General features: G+C 59.6%; 25 protein-coding genes, 1 tRNA gene, 1 other RNA gene and 1 pseudogene. 4 read left to right on the top strand and 24 right to left on the bottom strand.

Annotation, left to right across the window (positions count from 1 at the left end):
• Positions 1-18 precede the first annotated feature (18 nt).
• The 4 genes from J3348_RS01880 to ssrA all read left to right on the top strand — a co-directional run bounded on the left by J3348_RS01880 (position 19) and on the right by ssrA (position 1,981).
• On the top strand, positions 19-357 hold the full coding sequence (locus J3348_RS01880; protein WP_097774953.1) for a YbaB/EbfC family nucleoid-associated protein: 339 nt from the start codon (positions 19-21) through the stop codon (positions 355-357).
• A 19-nt stretch (positions 358-376) separates the two neighbouring features.
• On the top strand, positions 377-976 hold the full coding sequence (recR, locus tag J3348_RS01875) for a recombination mediator RecR (protein WP_005941730.1): 600 nt from the start codon (positions 377-379) through the stop codon (positions 974-976).
• 102 nt (positions 977-1,078) lie between these two features.
• On the top strand, positions 1,079-1,561 hold the full coding sequence (smpB, locus tag J3348_RS01870; RefSeq protein ID WP_005941729.1) for an SsrA-binding protein SmpB: 483 nt from the start codon (positions 1,079-1,081) through the stop codon (positions 1,559-1,561).
• Positions 1,562-1,631: 70 nt separating this feature from the next.
• Positions 1,632-1,981: a transfer-messenger RNA gene (gene ssrA, locus J3348_RS01865) on the top strand.
• An 80-nt stretch (positions 1,982-2,061) separates the two neighbouring features.
• On the opposite strand, the gene J3348_RS01860 is transcribed toward ssrA, so the two are convergent.
• The 24 genes and pseudogenes from J3348_RS01860 to J3348_RS01745 form a co-directional block, all read right to left on the bottom strand.
• The gene (locus tag J3348_RS01860; RefSeq protein WP_120120044.1) at positions 2,062-2,403 is read right to left on the bottom strand and encodes a sporulation initiation factor Spo0A C-terminal domain-containing protein; all 342 of its coding nucleotides are present in this window, start codon (positions 2,401-2,403) and stop codon (positions 2,062-2,064) included.
• A 153-nt stretch (positions 2,404-2,556) separates the two neighbouring features.
• Positions 2,557-2,820, bottom strand: coding sequence for a DUF6275 family protein (locus J3348_RS01855; RefSeq protein ID WP_207698180.1), 264 nt, complete (start codon positions 2,818-2,820; stop codon positions 2,557-2,559).
• 13 nt (positions 2,821-2,833) lie between these two features.
• Positions 2,834-3,100, bottom strand: coding sequence for a phage holin (locus tag J3348_RS01850; protein ID WP_097781834.1), 267 nt, complete (start codon positions 3,098-3,100; stop codon positions 2,834-2,836).
• Positions 3,101-3,102: 2 nt separating this feature from the next.
• Positions 3,103-3,336 carry a hypothetical protein gene (locus tag J3348_RS01845; RefSeq protein WP_173012902.1) on the bottom strand — a complete coding sequence of 78 codons (234 nt, stop codon included), beginning with the start codon at positions 3,334-3,336 and terminating at the stop codon, positions 3,103-3,105.
• A gap of 13 nt (positions 3,337-3,349) precedes the next feature.
• On the bottom strand, positions 3,350-3,763 hold the full coding sequence (locus J3348_RS01840) for a D-Ala-D-Ala carboxypeptidase family metallohydrolase (RefSeq protein WP_120120041.1): 414 nt from the start codon (positions 3,761-3,763) through the stop codon (positions 3,350-3,352).
• A gap of 36 nt (positions 3,764-3,799) precedes the next feature.
• Positions 3,800-3,952, bottom strand: coding sequence for a DUF433 domain-containing protein (locus J3348_RS01835; protein ID WP_207698179.1), 153 nt, complete (start codon positions 3,950-3,952; stop codon positions 3,800-3,802).
• A gap of 5 nt (positions 3,953-3,957) precedes the next feature.
• Complete coding sequence (locus J3348_RS01830) at positions 3,958-4,341, bottom strand: hypothetical protein (protein ID WP_207698178.1); 384 nt, start codon at positions 4,339-4,341, stop codon at positions 3,958-3,960.
• The gene (locus J3348_RS01825) at positions 4,338-4,640 is read right to left on the bottom strand and encodes a hypothetical protein (RefSeq protein ID WP_154259712.1); all 303 of its coding nucleotides are present in this window, start codon (positions 4,638-4,640) and stop codon (positions 4,338-4,340) included. Before J3348_RS01825 ends, J3348_RS01830 begins: the two co-directional genes overlap by 4 nt.
• 18 nt (positions 4,641-4,658) lie before the next feature.
• Positions 4,659-5,648, bottom strand: a complete 990-nt coding sequence (locus J3348_RS01820) for a hypothetical protein (RefSeq protein ID WP_207698177.1) — start codon at positions 5,646-5,648, stop codon at positions 4,659-4,661.
• Positions 5,649-5,657: 9 nt separating this feature from the next.
• Positions 5,658-6,671, bottom strand: coding sequence for a siphovirus ReqiPepy6 Gp37-like family protein (locus J3348_RS01815; protein ID WP_207698176.1), 1,014 nt, complete (start codon positions 6,669-6,671; stop codon positions 5,658-5,660).
• On the bottom strand, positions 6,668-7,531 hold the full coding sequence (locus J3348_RS01810) for a hypothetical protein (RefSeq protein ID WP_207698175.1): 864 nt from the start codon (positions 7,529-7,531) through the stop codon (positions 6,668-6,670). The genes J3348_RS01815 and J3348_RS01810 overlap by 4 nt, the downstream gene beginning before the upstream one ends.
• Before the next feature lie 12 nt (positions 7,532-7,543).
• Entirely contained in the window at positions 7,544-10,477 is a 2,934-nt protein-coding gene (locus tag J3348_RS01805; RefSeq protein ID WP_207698174.1) for a tape measure protein, read from the bottom strand.
• 185 nt (positions 10,478-10,662) lie between these two features.
• On the bottom strand, positions 10,663-11,274 hold the full coding sequence (locus J3348_RS01800) for a Gp15 family bacteriophage protein (protein ID WP_207698173.1): 612 nt from the start codon (positions 11,272-11,274) through the stop codon (positions 10,663-10,665).
• Complete coding sequence (locus J3348_RS01795) at positions 11,267-11,869, bottom strand: hypothetical protein (RefSeq protein WP_207698172.1); 603 nt, start codon at positions 11,867-11,869, stop codon at positions 11,267-11,269. Before J3348_RS01795 ends, J3348_RS01800 begins: the two co-directional genes overlap by 8 nt.
• Before the next feature lie 110 nt (positions 11,870-11,979).
• Positions 11,980-12,516, bottom strand: coding sequence for a hypothetical protein (locus tag J3348_RS01790; RefSeq protein ID WP_207698171.1), 537 nt, complete (start codon positions 12,514-12,516; stop codon positions 11,980-11,982).
• 13 nt (positions 12,517-12,529) lie between these two features.
• Entirely contained in the window at positions 12,530-12,988 is a 459-nt protein-coding gene (locus tag J3348_RS01785) for a hypothetical protein (protein WP_207698170.1), read from the bottom strand.
• Complete coding sequence (locus J3348_RS01780) at positions 12,985-13,440, bottom strand: minor capsid protein (RefSeq protein WP_207698169.1); 456 nt, start codon at positions 13,438-13,440, stop codon at positions 12,985-12,987. Before J3348_RS01780 ends, J3348_RS01785 begins: the two co-directional genes overlap by 4 nt.
• Before the next feature lie 4 nt (positions 13,441-13,444).
• On the bottom strand, positions 13,445-13,846 hold the full coding sequence (locus J3348_RS01775; protein ID WP_207698168.1) for a hypothetical protein: 402 nt from the start codon (positions 13,844-13,846) through the stop codon (positions 13,445-13,447).
• Complete coding sequence (locus tag J3348_RS01770) at positions 13,846-14,217, bottom strand: hypothetical protein (protein WP_207698167.1); 372 nt, start codon at positions 14,215-14,217, stop codon at positions 13,846-13,848. The genes J3348_RS01775 and J3348_RS01770 overlap by 1 nt, the downstream gene beginning before the upstream one ends.
• A 4-nt stretch (positions 14,218-14,221) precedes the next feature.
• A complete protein-coding gene (locus J3348_RS01765; protein WP_207698166.1) occupies positions 14,222-15,082 on the bottom strand; it encodes a hypothetical protein in 861 nt (286 codons plus the stop codon).
• Positions 15,083-15,100: 18 nt separating this feature from the next.
• Positions 15,101-15,649, bottom strand: a complete 549-nt coding sequence (locus J3348_RS01760; protein WP_207698165.1) for a phage scaffolding protein — start codon at positions 15,647-15,649, stop codon at positions 15,101-15,103.
• Positions 15,650-15,741: 92 nt separating this feature from the next.
• Positions 15,742-15,818: transfer RNA gene (locus J3348_RS01755), tRNA-Trp, on the bottom strand.
• 94 nt (positions 15,819-15,912) lie between these two features.
• Positions 15,913-16,122, bottom strand: coding sequence for a hypothetical protein (locus tag J3348_RS01750; RefSeq protein ID WP_207698164.1), 210 nt, complete (start codon positions 16,120-16,122; stop codon positions 15,913-15,915).
• A pseudogene (locus tag J3348_RS01745) lies at positions 16,119-17,764 on the bottom strand (phage minor capsid protein). Before J3348_RS01745 ends, J3348_RS01750 begins: the two are co-directional and overlap by 4 nt.
• Between the last annotated feature and the right edge of the window lie 8 nt (positions 17,765-17,772).

Here is a 17,772-nt window from a genome sequence, read left to right as displayed (position 1 = left end):
CAATAAGGAGAAACGATTATGAAAGCAAGAATGCCCGCAGGCTTTGGCCGCCCCGATATGAACGCCCTCATGCGTCAGGCACAGAAGATGCAGGAAGATATGAAAGCCAAACAGGCCGAGCTGGAAGCTGCCGAGTACACCGGCAGCGCTGCCGGTGAGATGGTCACTGTTAAGATGAACGGCAAGCACGAAGTGCTGTCCATCACCATCAAGCCCGAGGCTGTGGACCCGGATGATGTTGAAATGCTGGAAGATATGGTGGCTGCTGCCATCAACGCAACCGTCAAGCAGGTGGACGAAACTGCCGAAGCTGAAATGGGCAAGCTGACCGGCGGCATGAACATCCCTGGTCTCTGATCCGGCAGGAGGGAAGAATATGGGCTATACTGCTGCCCCGCTGGAAAAGCTGATCGAAGAATTCAGCAAGTTTCCGGGGATCGGGCGCAAGGGCGCTACCCGCATGGCGTATCAGGTGCTGAGCATGTCGGACGAAGATGCCGCCGCACTGGCGGGAGCCATTCAGGGTGCCCACACCAAGCTCCATCGCTGCCGTATCTGCCAGAATTATACAGAAGCGGATATCTGCCCCATCTGTGCCAGTGCAAAACGCGATCCTTCTGTGATCTGCGTGGTGGAAACGCCCCGCGATGTGCAGGCGTTTGAACGCACAAGGGAGTATCACGGCTTGTACCATGTGCTGCACGGCCTGCTCAGCCCGATGGACGGCATTACTGCCGAACAGCTGTGCGTCAAGGAACTTCTGGCCCGCTTGGGCGACGGCAAGGTGAAAGAGGTCATCATGGCCATGAACCCCACGGTGGAGGGTGAAGCCACCGCCATGTATCTGGCAAAGCTTATCAAGCCTCTGGGCATCAAGACCACACGTCTGGCCTATGGCCTGCCGGTGGGCGCAAGCCTGGAATACACTGACGAAACCACTTTGTACCGTGCACTTTCTGGCCGTGGTGAGCTGTGAATTGGGAAAAATTTACAATTTCTTCAAAAACAACCCTTGCAAAACCATAAAAAAATGGTATACTGATACAACAAACCACAATGGAGAAAGGAGGCGCGCGGAATGGCACCCACTAAGGAGCGTCCGGCAACAAAAACCATTGCCACAAACCGTGAAGCGCGCCATGAATACTTCGTTCTGGAAGCGCTGGAAACCGGCGTTGAACTGAAAGGTACGGAGGTCAAGAGCCTGCGTGCCGGAGGGGTCAACCTGAAAGACAGCTGGGTCGATATTGAGGATGGTGAACTGCTGGTAAAGGGAATGCATATCAGTCCCTACGACCACGGAAACATGTTCAATCAGGATCCGATGCGCGTCCGGCGCCTGCTGGCACACAAAAGTGAGATCCGGCGGCTGCATCAGCAGTGCAAGCTGCAGGGATATACCCTTGTGCCGCTTTCGCTCTATTTCAAGCATGGTCGCGTGAAAATGGAAGTGGGCCTTTGCAAAGGCAAAAAGCTCTACGATAAGCGTGCCGATGCCGCCCAGCGTGACGCAAAGCGTTCCATTGACCGTGCCATGAAGTCCAACGGCAAATACTATTGATTTTTTCAGACCGCTTCCTGAAGCGGAACTTTTTCAAAGCTTTCTGCACACCGCAAGGTGTGCTTTATAAGGGGGCGTAAAGGTTTCGACGGGGAGAGCGAGGTCTGGGCAGCGGGTAGCAGTGGGGGAACTGCTCTATAACTCCTCCAAAAAATTAACTGACAATAACAATTCTCAGTTGCTCGCAGCCTGAGTGCTGCGCGTTCCGCCCACTCTTGTGTCGTGTGGGGCCGGGGCGTCCTTTAGACACAGCACCTGAACGGACTTAAGCTTTGCGGACCGGCAGGAACTCATGAAGCTACCAATGCGCTAGCCTGACGATCGGCGTGGCGCGGCGGGAATGTTGTAGATCGCCTGCACCCGGAGATACCTACACTGAACTCTTTTCGGACATGGGTTCGACTCCCATCGCCTCCACCATGAAAAAAGAACGCCATTTCGTTAGGAATTGGCGTTCTTTTCTTTGTCATGGTAACGTTTTTGGTAACACTATTAAGTTTTCAGACTGCTCTCACCAGTGCATTATACAACATCTCAATGAACTGCACCGCGCTGGGCGCACCGGTCAGCGGATAGCCTGCCAGCTGCTGCACATACTCCGGGTTTGTGAGCCATGCACCTTTAGCTGCCCGGCGGACAGCGCTTTGAATCGCTTTTGGCTCACATCTTCTGCGGTCGGCGATAGGGGTATAGATATCTTTCTCCACGGCCTGCAGGCGGTCTTCCTGCTCACAGACCAGCTCAAGACACTGGCACAGGATACTGTAGGCGCTCAGATTGCGTGTGATGCCCATCGGGCGCAGCAAATCATTGACCTGAGTGGACAATTCGGAAACGATCATAGTTGACACATCCTTTCTATGCGTCAACTCTAACCGAAAAATACTTAAAATTTACCAATTACGTCGATATACGTCGTAAAGCGTCGAAACATGCCAAACAAAAACAGCCCCGAGGAACCGTCAGGCTCCCCGGGGCTGCTGCTATGTATGGGATTACCGCTTGATACAGCGGTTCGTCAGCTTGCCGTATACATCCTCGTACAGCTCCTGCTTATCGCCGTTGTAGGTGTACTCAGCATAGATTCCGTCACCTGCCACGGTGGTGGACAGCAATGCCTTATAGTTCTGGAGTGTCTTGCAGGCCCACACCACAAAGACATTTTCGAGGGTGATCTTCGTCTCACGGTGGGCGTTGTACCACTCGACCAGTGCATTTTTGCAGATGCTTTCATATTCGGCCATGCCAGTAATAATCACGTCTGCGTCTCCTTTACTTCCCCTGTGCCTTCAGCTTGTCGTAGGTCTGGTCTGCCTGAAGGGCTGCGGGGGTGAAGCTGTTGTTCTTCCACCACGCGACCAGCGCGGCCACGGTGGTGATACCGGCGGTGACCAGCTGCTCCACGGTCTGGCTCTCGATGGGCAGCACGGGCTTGCCCAGTGCAGACAGCACCTGATTGGTCAGGGCCAGCAGCAGGCAGGCGGTGCGGGCAATGGTACCTGCGGAGATGGTGGGTGCGTTGTAGGTGTGTGCGTTCATAGTCAGTTCCTTTCTCTTTCGTGTTCGTCTGCTTCTAAATCAGCGATGCGGTGGTTGGCCACCTTCATCTGCTCTTCCAAAATGGGGACGCGGCGGGCAAAATTGTTGTGTTCCCGCACCTCGCGGGTCAGCTCTTCCAGCTTGGTGTCGGTCACGGCCTGACTGCGGCTGTTGGCGATCAGCACGCCGATCAGGGTCACCGCACCGGCAAGGATGGCTGAGATGATGCTTTCCACTGGTCTCACCCCCTCACAGTGTCCACCGGCTCTTGTTCGGGCGGGTGTCCACGTGCACCCAGCCCTTGGCCCGGCCTGCCTTGACCGGGTAGCGGCCCACGCCGCCCCAGCCGGGCATCAGGCTCTCTGCGTAGGCGGCCACAGCCAGCGGGTCGGTGTCCTGCACCTGAATGTCAGCGGCCCGGCCCAGCAGGTGCTGGCTGGATTTAGAGCCGCCCACCTTTGTGTTGTGGCTGGCCGTGCGGTAGCCGCTGGTGATGGTCACCGGCTTGCCGAAGTGCTCCCGGATGCACTGCAGCAGCACCACAAGGCCCTCGTCAATGAGGATGGTGTCGGTGCCGTCGCGGCAGCGGAACTCACGCACACGGAATGCGGGAGAGAGCTGCTTTGCACCATCATTCTTCAAACTGTACTGCTTGATCGCCATATGTATCACGTCCTTTCATAGGATCAAGCCGCGGGCTTATTTTTCCAATTCTGCCTTGATGGCTTCCAGATCGTCCATGGTCAGGGACGGGTAGTCGGCGGCGATGTCTTCAAAGACTTCACCGGCGGCAATGCGGATTTTGAAAGCGCGGGTCATAATGCGAAGTTTGAGTGCGTTCAGGGTTTTCATAAAAATCAGCCTCCAATCAAATCAGCCATCATCAAAATAATATCGTTGTTTGCGGTTTCCAGCGCGTCCACGCGCTCCGGCAGCTTCTCCCGGGCTTCGACCTTTTTGCGTGCTTCTTCCTGCGCGGCCAGCTCTTCGGCGGTGTAGCGGATGTATCTCTGCACCGGCACCTGTTCAGTCCATGCGGCCTGCGCAGGCACGCCCGGCACATCGATGACCTTCCGCACATCCCTGCCGCCGTTGGAGTACTCCGCCACCGTCTCGTAGTGGCTCACTTCCTCCACACCTTCCACAGCCGGGTGCTCCACTGGTTCGGTGTCGTCCACCAGATACCCAAGCGTCAGGTCCGGGTTTTCCACGACCGCGCCGGTCTCGTCAAGGATCTTCATTGTGTCACCTCCATGGGGGTCACATATTTGCCGATTCGCGAGTAAGATACTTTTCCGTCAGGACTTTCAGCCGACAGCATCCACTGTCCGCCGGTCTTGCCGGAGTCACTGCGGTTTACTTTTACGCATCCATTTTCGTCCAGCTGCATCGGGGGCACAAAGCTACCGTCGCTGCGCCGCAGGTGGAGTCTGATTTTGCAGGTTTTCCACTCTTCCGGGATGGCAAAGTGCAGACTGGTCGGGTGACCCTCACTGCCAAACTGCAATGTTGCCACAGTGTCAAATGTCACAGGGATCATCGCTCAAAACCTCCTTTCTCAGGCCACGCGCCGCCAGATGTTCACATAGTAGGCGGCAGGCTGCACGGTGGCGCTGCGGCCGTAGATGGCATTAGACTTGGACGCATCCAGACTGAACTTATATACATCAGAAAAGTTATTGTATTCGCCCGTAGTTGCGATCGCGCTGCCGGCAGTGAATGCGCCGGATACCTTATGTTCACCCTTTTTTACATCCGCGACAAAAGAGCCTGTGATGTTCGGCAGTCCGGCCTCCACGGTGGTGCCCGCTGCGTGGCCGCTGCCAGCACCCATCAGTACCCGGTTCTGCGCAATCTCCTGCCATGTACCGCCGAACAGTGCGGCAGGGCTTGTACGTGCGGTGCTCTGGTAGATGCTGCCCACGGGAAAAGGATCCACGCTTTTCAAGCTTTTCAACAGCGCATCCACCTCGGCACGGGTGTAAAAGCTGCCACCCCTCATGGATTCGATCACGGCCTTCCACTGCTGCACCAGCGTGCCGGTGGGGATGCCATGCACACCATCCCGCATCACGCCGCAGACGGTCTCATCTGCGCGCGTGTCGTAGATGTCGGCGGCGGTAACGGCGGTGGAGCCTGCAGGGCGCTTGATCTCGGCAAGGCAGAGGTCGTAGATCAGCTCGGTGCGGGTGATGGCCGGGGCAGCAGGCCCGGCAGAATTCGGGACACCTTCCAGCACCTGCAGGCTGGTCTTTTTGGCGGCGGCATCGTAGCGCAGCACGATGCGGTCAATGCGGCTGCGTACAGGGTCCGCTTCGGTGAGCACCACGGTGGTGGGCTGCTCCATGATGATGCTGCGGCCCTTGAACCGCGCCGGGCGCACCCATGCCTGACCGGCGCTCACCTGCACGCTCAGGCCGCCCTGTGCCGTGACGGAGAAATCCTCCTCGGCGCTGTACACGCCGCTCAGGCGGGTGGCGAGGTAGCCCGAAGCGTCGTCGGCATCGTAGGTAATGCCGTTTTCGGGGTAAGTAATGATATCAGCCATAAAGTCCTCCTAAGTCTTGTGCCAGGTGGGCGTGCCCAGCCGGATGGTGCGGGTGGTGCCGCTGTCCTCGCTCTGGGTGATGATGTCGGCCACGCGCACCATGGCAGTGTAGCCCAGCTGGGGCAGGCTGGCGCTCAACACGTCGCCCACCTGCAGGGTGTCGTCGTCCACGTCAAACTCGATACTTCCGGTGCGCAGCTGGGCCAGAAGCTTTTCGCCGCCCCGGTCAGCCAGCTTTGCCAGATAGCTCTGGCTGGTGCTGGTCTCGTTTTTGTCCTCGTCCGGCTTGATGTCCCGGGCATCGATGTACATTTCCCGCCGGTCGGAGCCAGTGGCGTTTACATCGCCCACCCAAACGGTGGCGCGCTCGTTACCTTCGCCAGCGCCCTGCACAAGGGCCACGTTGGCGTAATCGGTATCGGAAAAGCTCCACCCGGAATTCAGCAGATTGCCCCACTGGGGGCTGTATCTGCGGTTCGGGTCGAAGGTGGGCCGGAAACACTCGAAGAGTAGCTTTTTCTTGCTGCCCTTGCCGTCCAGCACGATGCGGAACCCCAGATCACAGGCCTGCCCGATGGTCTTGCAGTAGTCGAACACCGTACCGCCGGAGGTCTGCTTTTCAAAGGTGGTGTCAAAGCCGTACTCGGTGCCCAGCTCAAGGCGGGGCCATGGCTTTGCGGCGCTCACAAGGCTGCGCATGGCGGCTTCGGCGTTCTGGTTCTTCACCGTCACAGCAGAGACGCGCTTTGTCAGCAGCCATGTTGCCGGGTAGCCGGACACCACAAGGTTTGCGTCCTCGTTCTGGTTGGCGCGGGAGCAGATGCGCATGGGGATGCGCGGGCTTTCGTCGCTGCGCACCAGCCAGCGGCCCTCCTGCAAAAGCTGCAGGTTCTCGGCGGTGGGACGCACCTCCAGCGTGAAGCTGCCCTCGGAGTAATAGGGGCTGTCCCAGTAAAAAGACACCCACACGTCCACCCAGCCCACGCGGGCAAGGGTGTCTGCGTCTAAAACGTCCAGTCTCATAGCGGTTCGGGCAGGATGCCCGCCTCCATCGGGTAAAAGCTCACGGATGCCTGCAGGTAGCCGGAGCCGTTCTCGGCCTGCATGGAGAGCATGTTATCGCCGGGCTGCAGCTCGGTGAGGGTGCTGTCCTCGTCCAGCTTTGCAAAGATGTTCTCGGTCACGCCTGCCCGGGTCAGGGTGCAGGCCAGCCGGTCAGAGGTGCTGCGGTAGATCTCCAGCGTCTCGTCCGGCTGCAGGGTCAGGTCAAAGCCGATGAAGGCTCCGGTCTGCAGATCCACCACCTTGGGGTGTGTCACCGGCATGTCGCACCGCAGGGTGGCCGTGAAGGGCACCGGAAGGCTGCCCTCGTTGCGCAGCACCGCCGCCGTGCCGTCCCGCTTGATGCCATAGATGTGGCTGTCGTAGCGGACGGGGAAACGGAATGCTTTCTCATACCCGCCCAGCACGCTGCTGACGGCGTTGAGGTCGTACCAGAAGGGCTTTTCGCTGTAGAGCATGAGCGAACAGCGCGGCTTCGGCGTGTAGCTGGAAAAGTATGGCGTTTTCTGCAGCACGAACCGGGTGAAATAGTGGTCGCCAAAGTACAGGGTGCCCTTGGTGAAGTAGTGCAGCTTTTTGCTGAAATCCCGGGCATTGTCCAGCGCATACGCGCCCCAGAACACCACATCGAGGGTGCGGGACATGCCGGAGACGCTCTGACCCTCCACGGTGTCGCCCACCTGATTGACACCCTGCGCGGTTTTCAAGTCCACGTCGATGCCGTTCAGCGGGTCGAGAAAGTAAGGTGTATCGTAGTCCCAGCCCAGATGCAGGACGGCACCGGCATCTGTCACGATCTTGAGATGATCCTTAAAAAGCACAGTGTCCTCCTTTCATCGCTTGCGGGCCTTGGCCTTGTCGGCTTCCCAGCGGGCTTCCCGCTGGAGGTCTGCCGCCGTCTGGGCCTTGCTGTAAATGTTCTGAGTGATGTTGGTATCGCCCTCGCGGTGGTAGCTGTTGGCAGCAGACACCACCTGTGCAGTGCCGGACGCGGCCACGGTGCTGCCCAGACGCATGTTGTCGGAAAGCACCAGCGCCCCCGCCTGCCGGATCATGTCGGCAAGGGCAGAGTTGGTCTTTTCCAGCGCCTTGGTGTTGGCGTTGATGGCATCTTCCAGACTGCCGGTGCCGGTGGTGATGTCCACGCTGCCCATGCCGCCGGAGCCGGACGAACCGCCGCCAGAGGAACCGCCGCCGTGGCTTACGTTCTTTTTGGAGCCGCCCATGCTGCCCACGATGGCCGCAATGGCAACGCCCAGCGCGACCGCTGCCGCTGCCACGATCAGGCCCATCGGGATGCCGAAAACGGTCGCGCTCAGCGCGGCGGAGATTGCGGTCAGCAGGCCTTCAAAGGCTGCACCGACCGCGCCGATCAGGGAAGCGACGCCCGCAAAAATGGTGGGGAAGCTGGACAGCAGACCGCCGCTCAGGCCCTGACTGATGGCAAGGGCCACATTGCTCAGCGGTGTTTTCAGCCCGCCGAAGATCTCTATCAGGGTAGAGCCGAGGCCCTGCGCCTGCTGCCAGACCTCAGAGAAGCCGCCGGTCAGCCCGTTCACGATCTGCCCGCCAAGGTCGATAGCTCCCTGCACCAGCTGATCGCGGGCACCGCCCAGCGCTTTGTTGAGCTTAGTCACGATGCCAAGGGCAAAATCATTGACCTGCTTCTTCTGGTCGGCAGTCAGACCGCCGTAGATGGTGCTCGCCACCCACTTGCCGATGCCCAGCCAGTCCTGATTCTTGACGGCGGTGTACAGATCATCGAAGGTGCCCAGAATGCCGGTATCTGCTTCGGTCTGCAGCTCCTTCCACAGGCCGTCAAAGTTGTCCGCGCTGGACTTTTTGATCTGCTCGGCCACCTGCACGGTGCCGTCTGCGGCGACGGTCTTGATCTTCTCCACCGTCACAAGGGCACCGTCCACCACGTCGTCGTAGACCTCGGTGATGACCTGCTTCTGGGTCTCAGTGCCGTCGGTCAGGGTCTCGGTGACGGTCTGGGTGGTGGTCTTGACCCCGTCTGCCAGCGTCTCGAAGGTGGAAGTGACCGTCTTGGCGGTCTCCCGCACAGTCTCCATGGTCTGCTTGACGGTCTTGGTGCCGTCCGCAGCCACCTCTGTGATGGTTTTGATGTCCTTCAGCACACCATCCACCATCTGCCGGGAAGTCTCGGTGATGACCTGCTTTTGCTGTGTCTTGCCGTTGGAGAGCGTTTCGGTGATGTTTTCGGTGGTGCGGGTGATCTTGCCGTCGATTTCGGTCGTGGTGTCCGAGATGGACTTGACGACTTCTGCGGCGGCCTGCTTCGTGGCCTTGCTGGCCTTCTTGGCTCCGCTGGTGATGGCCGGGTAGGGGTTCACGGCTGTCTGGCTCCCGGCACGGCTGCTGCCGTTGCCGGAGCTGCTTGTGCCCTTCGGGACCCATCCGTTGTCATCGTCCCATTCGAGGTCTTTGTGGGAGCTGTTCCACTGTTTCGCGTTCTTGCGCTTGTTATAGTTGTCCATGTAGCCGTTGTAGGCGGCATTGTAGGCGTCCTGTGCCGCACCGACACCGTTTTTCAGGTTTGCCAGTGCAGCCGCCGCGCCCCTGATTTTGGCGACCAGCTCATTGATCCAGTCCACCACCGTGCCGATGGCGTTCTGTGCGATCTTTTTCACAGACGCAAATGCGGAGTTGACGGCATTGCGGAAGGTCTCGCTGGTCTTATAGGCCGTCACGAGACCCGCTGCCAAAGCTGCAAGTAAAGACACTACAAGGCCGATGGGGTTCGCCTTGAGAACCGCGTTCAAACCTGCCTGCGCGACTGCAAGACCGGTCGCCCCGGCTTCGGCGGCTTGGTGGGCAGCGGTCATGGCCGTGGTTGCGGCAGTGTGAACCACTTCAATTGCAGTAGCGGCGGCTACATAGCCCTTGTATGTCAGGAATGCCGTTCCGGCAGCGGCCACAACAGCCGTTGCAATACCGATGGTCTCCTTGAGCTGGGCCATCTTCTCGTCGCTGTCGAGGAAGGAGACCACCACCTCGTTCAGCTTGACCACCAGCTCACCCAGAGCTGCAAACAGGCCGCTGGTCAGCTCACCGGTCAGGGCGCTGACATTATCCTTCAGGGTGGACATGCGCCCGCTGAAGGTCTGGCTGGCTTCCAGCATACCGTTGTAGAACTGCCCGCCCTGACTGGTGGCGGCTTCCACCGCCGCTTCCAGCTCGCTGAAGCTGACCTTGCCATCCGAGATGCGCTTGTACAGGTCGGACATGCTCTCGCCGGTGGCATCACAGATCTGGTTCAGCGGGTTGAAACCCGCATCGATCATCATGTTGACGTTTTCCAGCGTGACCTTCTGGGCGCTGGACATCTTGCCGTAGGCGCGGGTCAGGGTCTGCAGCTTCTCGGCGTTGCCCAGCGAGATATCACCCAGCCGCTGCAGCACACCGGTGGTGTCGTCTGCCGCAATGCCGAACTGCAGAAGGGTCTGGGTGCCGCTAGTCAGGTCATCCAGCGAGAAAGGCGTGGATGCCGCCATTTTGCGGATCTCGGAAAGCTTTGTGGCGGCGGCCTCCTCGCTGCCCAGCATGACCTTGAAGTTGGTCAGGTAGCTTTCCATGGTGGCGTTGTAATCCACACCGCTCTTGACCACCTCGGCCAGCTTGGACGATGCCTGTTTTGCAAAGTCCGCGATCATCTGCCCGGCGGCTACCGTCCACTTGCTGGTGCTTTTTTCCGCCGGGTCGCTGTTCAGCCTTACTTCGCCGGTGATGCTGAAATCTGCCACTGTGTCCACCTCTCTCCATTCCAAAAGAGCGCGGGCACAAGGGCACAGGCTGTTATAACTTGATCTCTACCTCCCGCTTACAGGCGGGATTTTTGCATTTTACCCACAGGCCATGGGCGGATGCGGCATTTTCTGCCCACACCGGCAGCGCCCGCCCGCAGTAGGGGCAGGGCACCGGGGCGCGGCTAATGTCGGAACCGCGCAAGGAACGCGGCATCGTGCTCTTCGACCGAAACGACACGGGCGGCACCCCCTCTCAGCTCCGGCGGCAGGGCAAAGCGCTCCTGCAGGTCGGCGTAGCGGTCGCGCATACTGCCCTCGTACTCGGACAGGTCCATGGTGCGCCAGCTCATGATCTTTGCCATGAGGGTATCCTCCGGCAGGGCGGCGAACAGCGCCCGGAACCGGAACCAGTGCACCTTTTCGCGGGTCAGGTCGATGCCGTAGGCCTGCTGGAATGCCGCCACGATGTAACCGGCATCACACTGGTAGTCGAAGGCAAGACCGGAAGAGGGCGCGGTACTGCTTTCAGCCGCGGCGCTTTCGGCTGCTTTTTCGCCCGCCTTATAAAACTCGATCATGTACCCGTAGGCGTCGATGATCTTCTGAGGGTCGTTCAGAAAACAGTGTGGGTCTTTGTAAAAACGCCAGAGGGCGCTGACCGCAAAACCGATGGGATCATCTCCTGTCTGGCCGCGCACATAGGTGTTGACCAGCCAGACCATGGGCCGAAAATCCGGGATGATCTCGTGTCCGTGCCACCGAGTTGGCAGCGCGTCCAGCAGCAGGTCAGACATGGCGCTCGGATGCCAGCTGCAGAGCGTACTCTGCCAGCTGCTGCATGGCATCGGGGTCGTCCCGCAGGGCATTCACAGCCTGCCGGGCATCGATCAGCTGGTCGGTCTTGCGGCGGGTCCCGATTTCCGTGTCCGGCCAGAAAGTGTTGGTCTGGGTGATAGGCTGCTGCGCCGGGCGGCTTGCCACCTGCGGGTGGAAACCCTCGCTGCGGGACACGGGTTTCTGCTTGCGCTGCTGCTTTGCCGCTGCGCGCCGCTGCTCCCGGTTCATGGGCTGGGAAGGCTTTGCGGCATAGCGCTGCTTCTCAGCGGAAAAGGCATTGCCCAGTTCCTCGATCACGTCATAGATGGGTGCCATGTAGTTTTCGTTAAGCCCCAGACGGTCGGACGAGCCTGCACCGAGGATCTCGTCGATGCAGTCCATGGCAATGCGTGCCTGTGCACGTGCATGGTCGCCCAGACGGATACTGCCGCGCCGGAACTGCTCCGACTCCTCGGCGCTCCTGCGCTGCATCCGCTCGTTGGCGTCCTCAAAGCGGTCAAGGTCGTTGGCGTTCATCAGGGAAAATTCAAATTCCTGTCCACAAATAACCATGTTCTGGCTCCTTTCAGTTGAGCCGTGCCCCGGTTCTGCCCCGGAGAAAACTAATCACGGCATAAAAGATCCCCGTTCCGGTGTGGAGCGGGGACTGTGTTTGAAAAAAATCAGCCCTTGACGGCCTTGGCAGGCTCAGCGGACTGGGTGGCGGGGTTGTAGTCAAACTCGTCCGGCGTGCCGATGGCCTTCACGTCGCAGGCAAAGGTGGCCTTGGAACCGGCTGCACCGCCTACGTCGCTGGTGACGATGATTGCAGCACTGCCTTTCTCGCCCTTGCCGGTGCGCAGGCTGAAATAAATGTAGGGCACAATCACATCGCTGCCGGTGCCGTACACGATCTTGTGGCTCAGCACAAAATCCTGAAAAGCATCGCCCACGCAGCGGTCGCCGTTGACGGCAAGGGTGCGCTGGGTGCCGGTCTTTTCGGTGACGTTGCCGGTACGGATGTACTGAGCATCCTCGGTGGTGGCGTTCAGGGAGCCGGAATGCTCCTTCACATGGTCGGCGCAGACGATCCACTGGCTTTCCTTGGTCTGGGTGCTCTCGATCTGGAACGCCAGCACAAAATCGTTCGCCGTCTCAATGCCGGTATACGACGCGCTGGGCGTGATGCCGGACTTGGTAATGGCTTCGGATACGGTCATATCAAAACTCCTTTCATTTTGGCATGTAGTAGGTCAGGCGCATTTGCAGCTGCATCTTACAGCTGCCCGCGCTGTTTGTGACGATGTAGCCGCTGTTCGTCACGGCAATGCCGGTGGGGGTTTTATTCCCGCCGCAGGCCGAGAGGTCGGGCAGGTTGTGCCGGGCGTCCTGCCGCATGACCCACTCGGTGAGCTGCTCGAAAAAGCCGCTGTTCTGGATGTTAACGGCATCCATCTCGCTGTACTCACGGCGGCTGAGGAAGAGGTAATTCTTCGCCATTTCCCAGCCGGAGATGTACTCGGTGATGATGGGGTCACCGGGGCTGTCCTCGATGGAAAAGGCGGTGGATTCTTCTTCCAGTCCGGCAATGCGGAAAGCCGCGCCGGTGGCTTCCTGCTCGTCGGCGATCAGCGGGCAGGTCTTGAGCCATGCCCGCAGGGCGGCAATGGTGGGCTTTACGGTTTCGCTCATAAGTGACCCATCCCTCCCCAGAATGTGGTGACGGCCCTTGCGCCGTAGAGTGCAAGATGCTCACCGATATCTGCCAGTGCCCGCTGACCCCAGTAGGAGCCGCGCAGGCCGGTCTCGCCATGCAGGCAAGTGCCCTGTTCGTGCAGGTAATACTGCCTGCGGGCATAGGGTGTATTGTACACCAGCAGACCTTCCTTAAAGTTGGATGCCTGATTGACGCTGTTCTTCAGCGTGCCGGTATCGAACGGCACATAGCTGTCAATCAGCTTGGCAGCTTCCTGTGCAAGGGCATATTGTGCCTTTTGCAGGGCGGCAGTCTTTTCGGCTCCAAAATCCGGCCGCCATTTCAGCTCCATCTGCACGCCGTCTGTCCGGTATTTCCAACCATCAGGCGGCTCAAAAACTGGCTTCGTTGACGGCGCAGCGGGGCCAAAGGGGATAATCTCGCTCATGGTGTCAGCTCCCTTCCACGTGCCAGTGGGGCAGCAGCGGCTCCCGGTCGTCCGAGACAGCCGCCGCTGTGCAGCACAGGTGCGTTTTTTCGAGTTTGGCGTACTCGGCTTCGGTCAAGGCAGGCACCGCGCCCTGCACCAGCTTCCAGCCGCGTTTCAGGGTCCAGTGCTTGGCCTTTTCGGCAGCAGGCAGCGCCGCCCACTGGGCGTAGGGCAGGTAGCCTGCCGTGCACACGCTGGCCGGGATGCGGATGTGGGTGGTGCGTTCCGGGTCCTTGGCGGTGCCATTGCCGGAGGTGGAGCGGCACTCCCGCCAGCTGCACGCCGGGAACACCCAGCACACCGGCCTGTCCATCTCGGTGGTGATATCGTGGATGAGGTTCACAACAGTAACGGCTGTCTGCATCACAAAATCCCCCTGTACAGCAGATCATGCGGGTCATTGCCCAGCGCGGTGCGGATGATCTCCGCCGCTTCCTGCCGGGTGGCGGCGCTCACGCTGCCGGTGCCAAAGGTGACGCTCCAGCCATCATTGCTGGCGCTGGATGCGCCCGGCACAGCGCCCACAGCAGATGCAGCGGCCAACAGTCCGATGATCTGCGTGCAGGCATCTGCCAGCGCTGCCCGGCAGGCCTCACACCCGGCGGCGTGGCTCTCGGCCCGGCCAAAGGTGGCGGCATCGATCATGCGGGAAGCACGGCTGCACAGCACACCGAAGGCCGCTTCCGGCACTGTACCGCCTGCAGCCGCATACTGGTCATAGGTGCAGTAGAGCATGGCCTTACGCCTCGATGCGCTTGATGTACAGGGTCTTGGGCTTGGACACCTTGATGCCGTACACCTTGCGCCCCTGCACAGCGGATGCGCCGATGTACTTGCCGGAGCCGCCCAGATCCTGCAGGTGCACCGTGGTCTGCCACTCCATGACGCGGTGGCACCAGTTGGGGTGGCCGCAGATGAACTCGGTGGTGGTTTTCTTGCTGGCCACGCGGGTGGTGTTCTCGAAATCCATGTTGTTGGACTCGTACACCGCAAAGCCCGCGATCTGACCCACTGCGCCGGTCTGCACCAGCTGCTGGGACAGATCGCCCTGCTTGATGAAGCGGTCGTCCTGCATGAGGAGCTCCAGATACTCGGGGCTGACGATCATCCAGCGGCCGGCCTGCGGCACGCCGTTGCGGCTCAGGGTGCGCTTTGCAGCCAGAGCCTCCTTGTAGGCGGTGGAAACGGTGCAGGCGGTCTTGGTGGCGCTGATGTTGGCACCCGCTGCGCCCTGCAGCGCCTCGATGGACTTTTTGTCGATGGACAGAGCCATGGAGTAGCCTGCGCTGTCCAGACGCTCGGCGGTGATGTCGTCGGGCACGGAAGCGGCGTCGAAGCCGTCGATGATCTCGTTCACGGCCTCGTCGTTGTCGATGTCCAGATCCAGATAGGTGGTGGTGCCTGCATCGGCATCCACACCGTTGGCCTTGTCGTAGGCCTTGACGGCAACCTCAGTGTCGCGGACAGGGATCTTGACCTTACCGGCCTTGGGGCTGCCCTCATAGCGGTTGTTGAAGATGGTATTGTCGCGGGTGACCAGAGTCGCACGCAGCTTTGCATCCACCAGAGCGGAGTAACGCTCCTGACTTGCATGTGCCATAGAAATCTCCTTTCGTTGTTACAGGTTCAGTTCAGGGTTCAGGGATTTGAAAGCGGCTTCCACACCATCGCTGTCGTTGGCGGGCGGGGCACCGTGCTCTGCGCCGGTGGAGACCACAACCACACCGGCTGCGCCGTCCTCGCCGAACGCCCATGGGTTGGCCTTTGCGGCATCGTCCAGCGCCTTGGCAATGTCGGTGCTGCGGTCGGCAGAGCCTTTCAGGGCGTCCAGATCCAGCAAAGCCCGCACCGCCTTGACGCTGCGGCCCTTTTTGCCCAGGATGGCGGCGTCCAGCGCGTTATCAAAGGCAAAGCCCTCGGCCTGCGCCTTCATGTCGGCCTTCAGCTTGGTGACCTGCTCCTGCAGGCCTGCCACGTCCACGCCGTCAAAGGCTTTCAGGCCGTCCTGTGCGGTCTTGAGCTGGGCGTTTGCGTTGTCCAGCTGGGTCTGCAGGGCCGTGGCGGCAGACTTCTCCCGGTTGATGTCTGCGCCGTTCTCCTGCATGATCCAGTTCAGCTGTTCATCGGTGATGCCGGGGATCTTGTTCTTCACGTCTTCACGCTTCATGGTGGAAACTCCTTTCGTGTGTGAGACCTCAGTTTTTTACACTGTTCTCTGTCAGTATTCGGTCGTGGGCGGGGTACGCGCCGCCCGCCGCATGGCACCGTTTGCAGGACTCGAACCTGCCGCTTCCGGTTTTGGAGACCGGCGCTCTTCCGACATGAGCTAAAACGGCATAAAAAAAGCACGGTGCAAAACTGCATCGTGCTTAAAAATGGGCAAACAAAAACCACGGTGCGTGTGCATCGTGGTTCAGTTGATGTTATGAATTACGGCGTGCAACAGTAGATTCTGTCATACACTGCTTCGCCCTCACGAGAAAGAGCTGTCGGCTCGTCATTCTCGTCAAAGGTCGATGTGATGAAATCATCAAGCTCCAAAAGAAGCTCGTCCACACTCCTGCAGTTTACAGCGCTGGGAACATGCTTCTTCAAAAACTCCTTGGAATCAGGATCTAAATCTTCAAAACAAAAGGTCATTTCTGCTCACTCCTTGGATTCAGCTGAATCAGCTGTCCCGTGTCTGGGTTTATCGTGACGATCGCTTTGCCAATAAGGCGCACGCTTCGCTTTCCTCTTGAATCCGTTTTTACAGGGTTGATGCGCTCAGGATTCAAAACGGTATCACGCATGGCTTCATAGCCAACACCGCTTCGCCGGATGATTTTAAGGTCATATTTTAACTTATCGGGGTCGACCAATGTGCCGAACATACGCTCCATGAAATGGGCGGTATGTCCAGTAATAACAGTACCATCCGCAGTAGTCTTGCCCACAAGCTCGGTCTGGATGCGCTCGTGCGTACTCTTGTACAGGTCAAAACCTGCAAGCGGCGAAAGCCAGCCACTTTTTACGCTGTTGGCATATTGCATCAGCAACCGATATTCTTCGGTATTATTATACCGTGCATCATAATATTTTGCAACGGTATTCAGGCTGGTACTCTGCGCATTGATAGACTTGAGCCAGTCGGTGTGATGCGCCTGAGATTTTGCGCTTGCCCTGCCGGCTTCGCTCCTGCCGAACTTCGGCACGCTGACACGGGCGCTGTCCACACGGCCACCCGTGGCCTTGGTGAAATCACTCAGGCTCTGGCGGGCGGCTTTCAGGCGCACAGCGCTGTCAGTGGTGTCCAGCCCGGCGGCGTCCTCGGCCAGATACCGCTTTTTCCAGCGGCGGACGTTCCGCTCCCTGGCACGCTGCATCTGGGATATCTCGTAGGCGGTGTACTTTTTGCCGTTCCACTCGATGTTCCGGGCATTCAGCTCCCGCAGCTGCTCCTGCGTCCATTGGGGCGGGTCGCCAAGTTCGGGGAACACCGCGAAAAAGGTGTGGCGGCAGTTCCAGCCGCAAAGGCCTGCGCCAGTGCCGTAGCCGGTGGCAGCTTCAAAATCCGGGTAGTGCCTGCCCTTGTAGTCCACCGCACCGCCCCGGTGGAAGCGCCTGCCCTGCCATTCTGCATGAGAAGGACGGGCACCGCCGTGGGCGGTCGTCTCCACAAATTCGCAGCCCATCTCGTCCATGCGGGCCACCTGCAGCTTGCCAGTCGTCTGGTTGACGCCGGTGAGCACGGCACGGCGGGCGGCCACCTCGATGCTGTCCTTGTGGCCGCTGGGATAGGTGACCATGGGCATCTCGTCTGCAAGGCTGTCCACAGCCTGTTTGACGGCTGTTTTGTAGTCGAAGGCACCGTGCTCACCTTGAGCCATGCAGCGTCCAGCGTGCGCTCAAAGGCCCCTGTGACGGTGTTTGCCGTGGTAGCGGTGAGGTTCTGCCATGTGCCGCAGGTCTGCCGGGCACCGGCATCAAGCAGGTTGTTCAGGGCGGCGCTCTCTTCAAAGGGCGTCGGCTCCATGTCGTAGTGGTAGTAGATGGCGTCCTCCCGCTCCATGGCTTCGGTGGCGGCCTGCAAAAGCAGCCTGCGGATGGCGGCCTCGCTCTTGCCGGTGTACTTCGCCAGCAGCTTCACCACGTCGTTGCGCAGCGCCTCGGTCTGCTGGTAGCGCCACAGCTGCCAGTTAGCAGTAGCGGTCACTTTGTCCATCTTGCCGATGCGCCGGGCAACGTCCTGCAGGATCTGTTCTTCGACCTGCTGCCAGAGCTGCACAAAGGCATCCGGCATCTGGTCGA

Source organism: Faecalibacterium sp. Marseille-Q4896, assembly GCF_017377615.1.
In the GTDB taxonomy this organism is placed as follows: Bacteria; Bacillota; Clostridia; order Oscillospirales; family Ruminococcaceae; genus Faecalibacterium; species Faecalibacterium taiwanense.
Note: the sequence above shows the minus strand (reverse complement) of the source record. Positions and strands in the feature narration are given on the sequence as shown.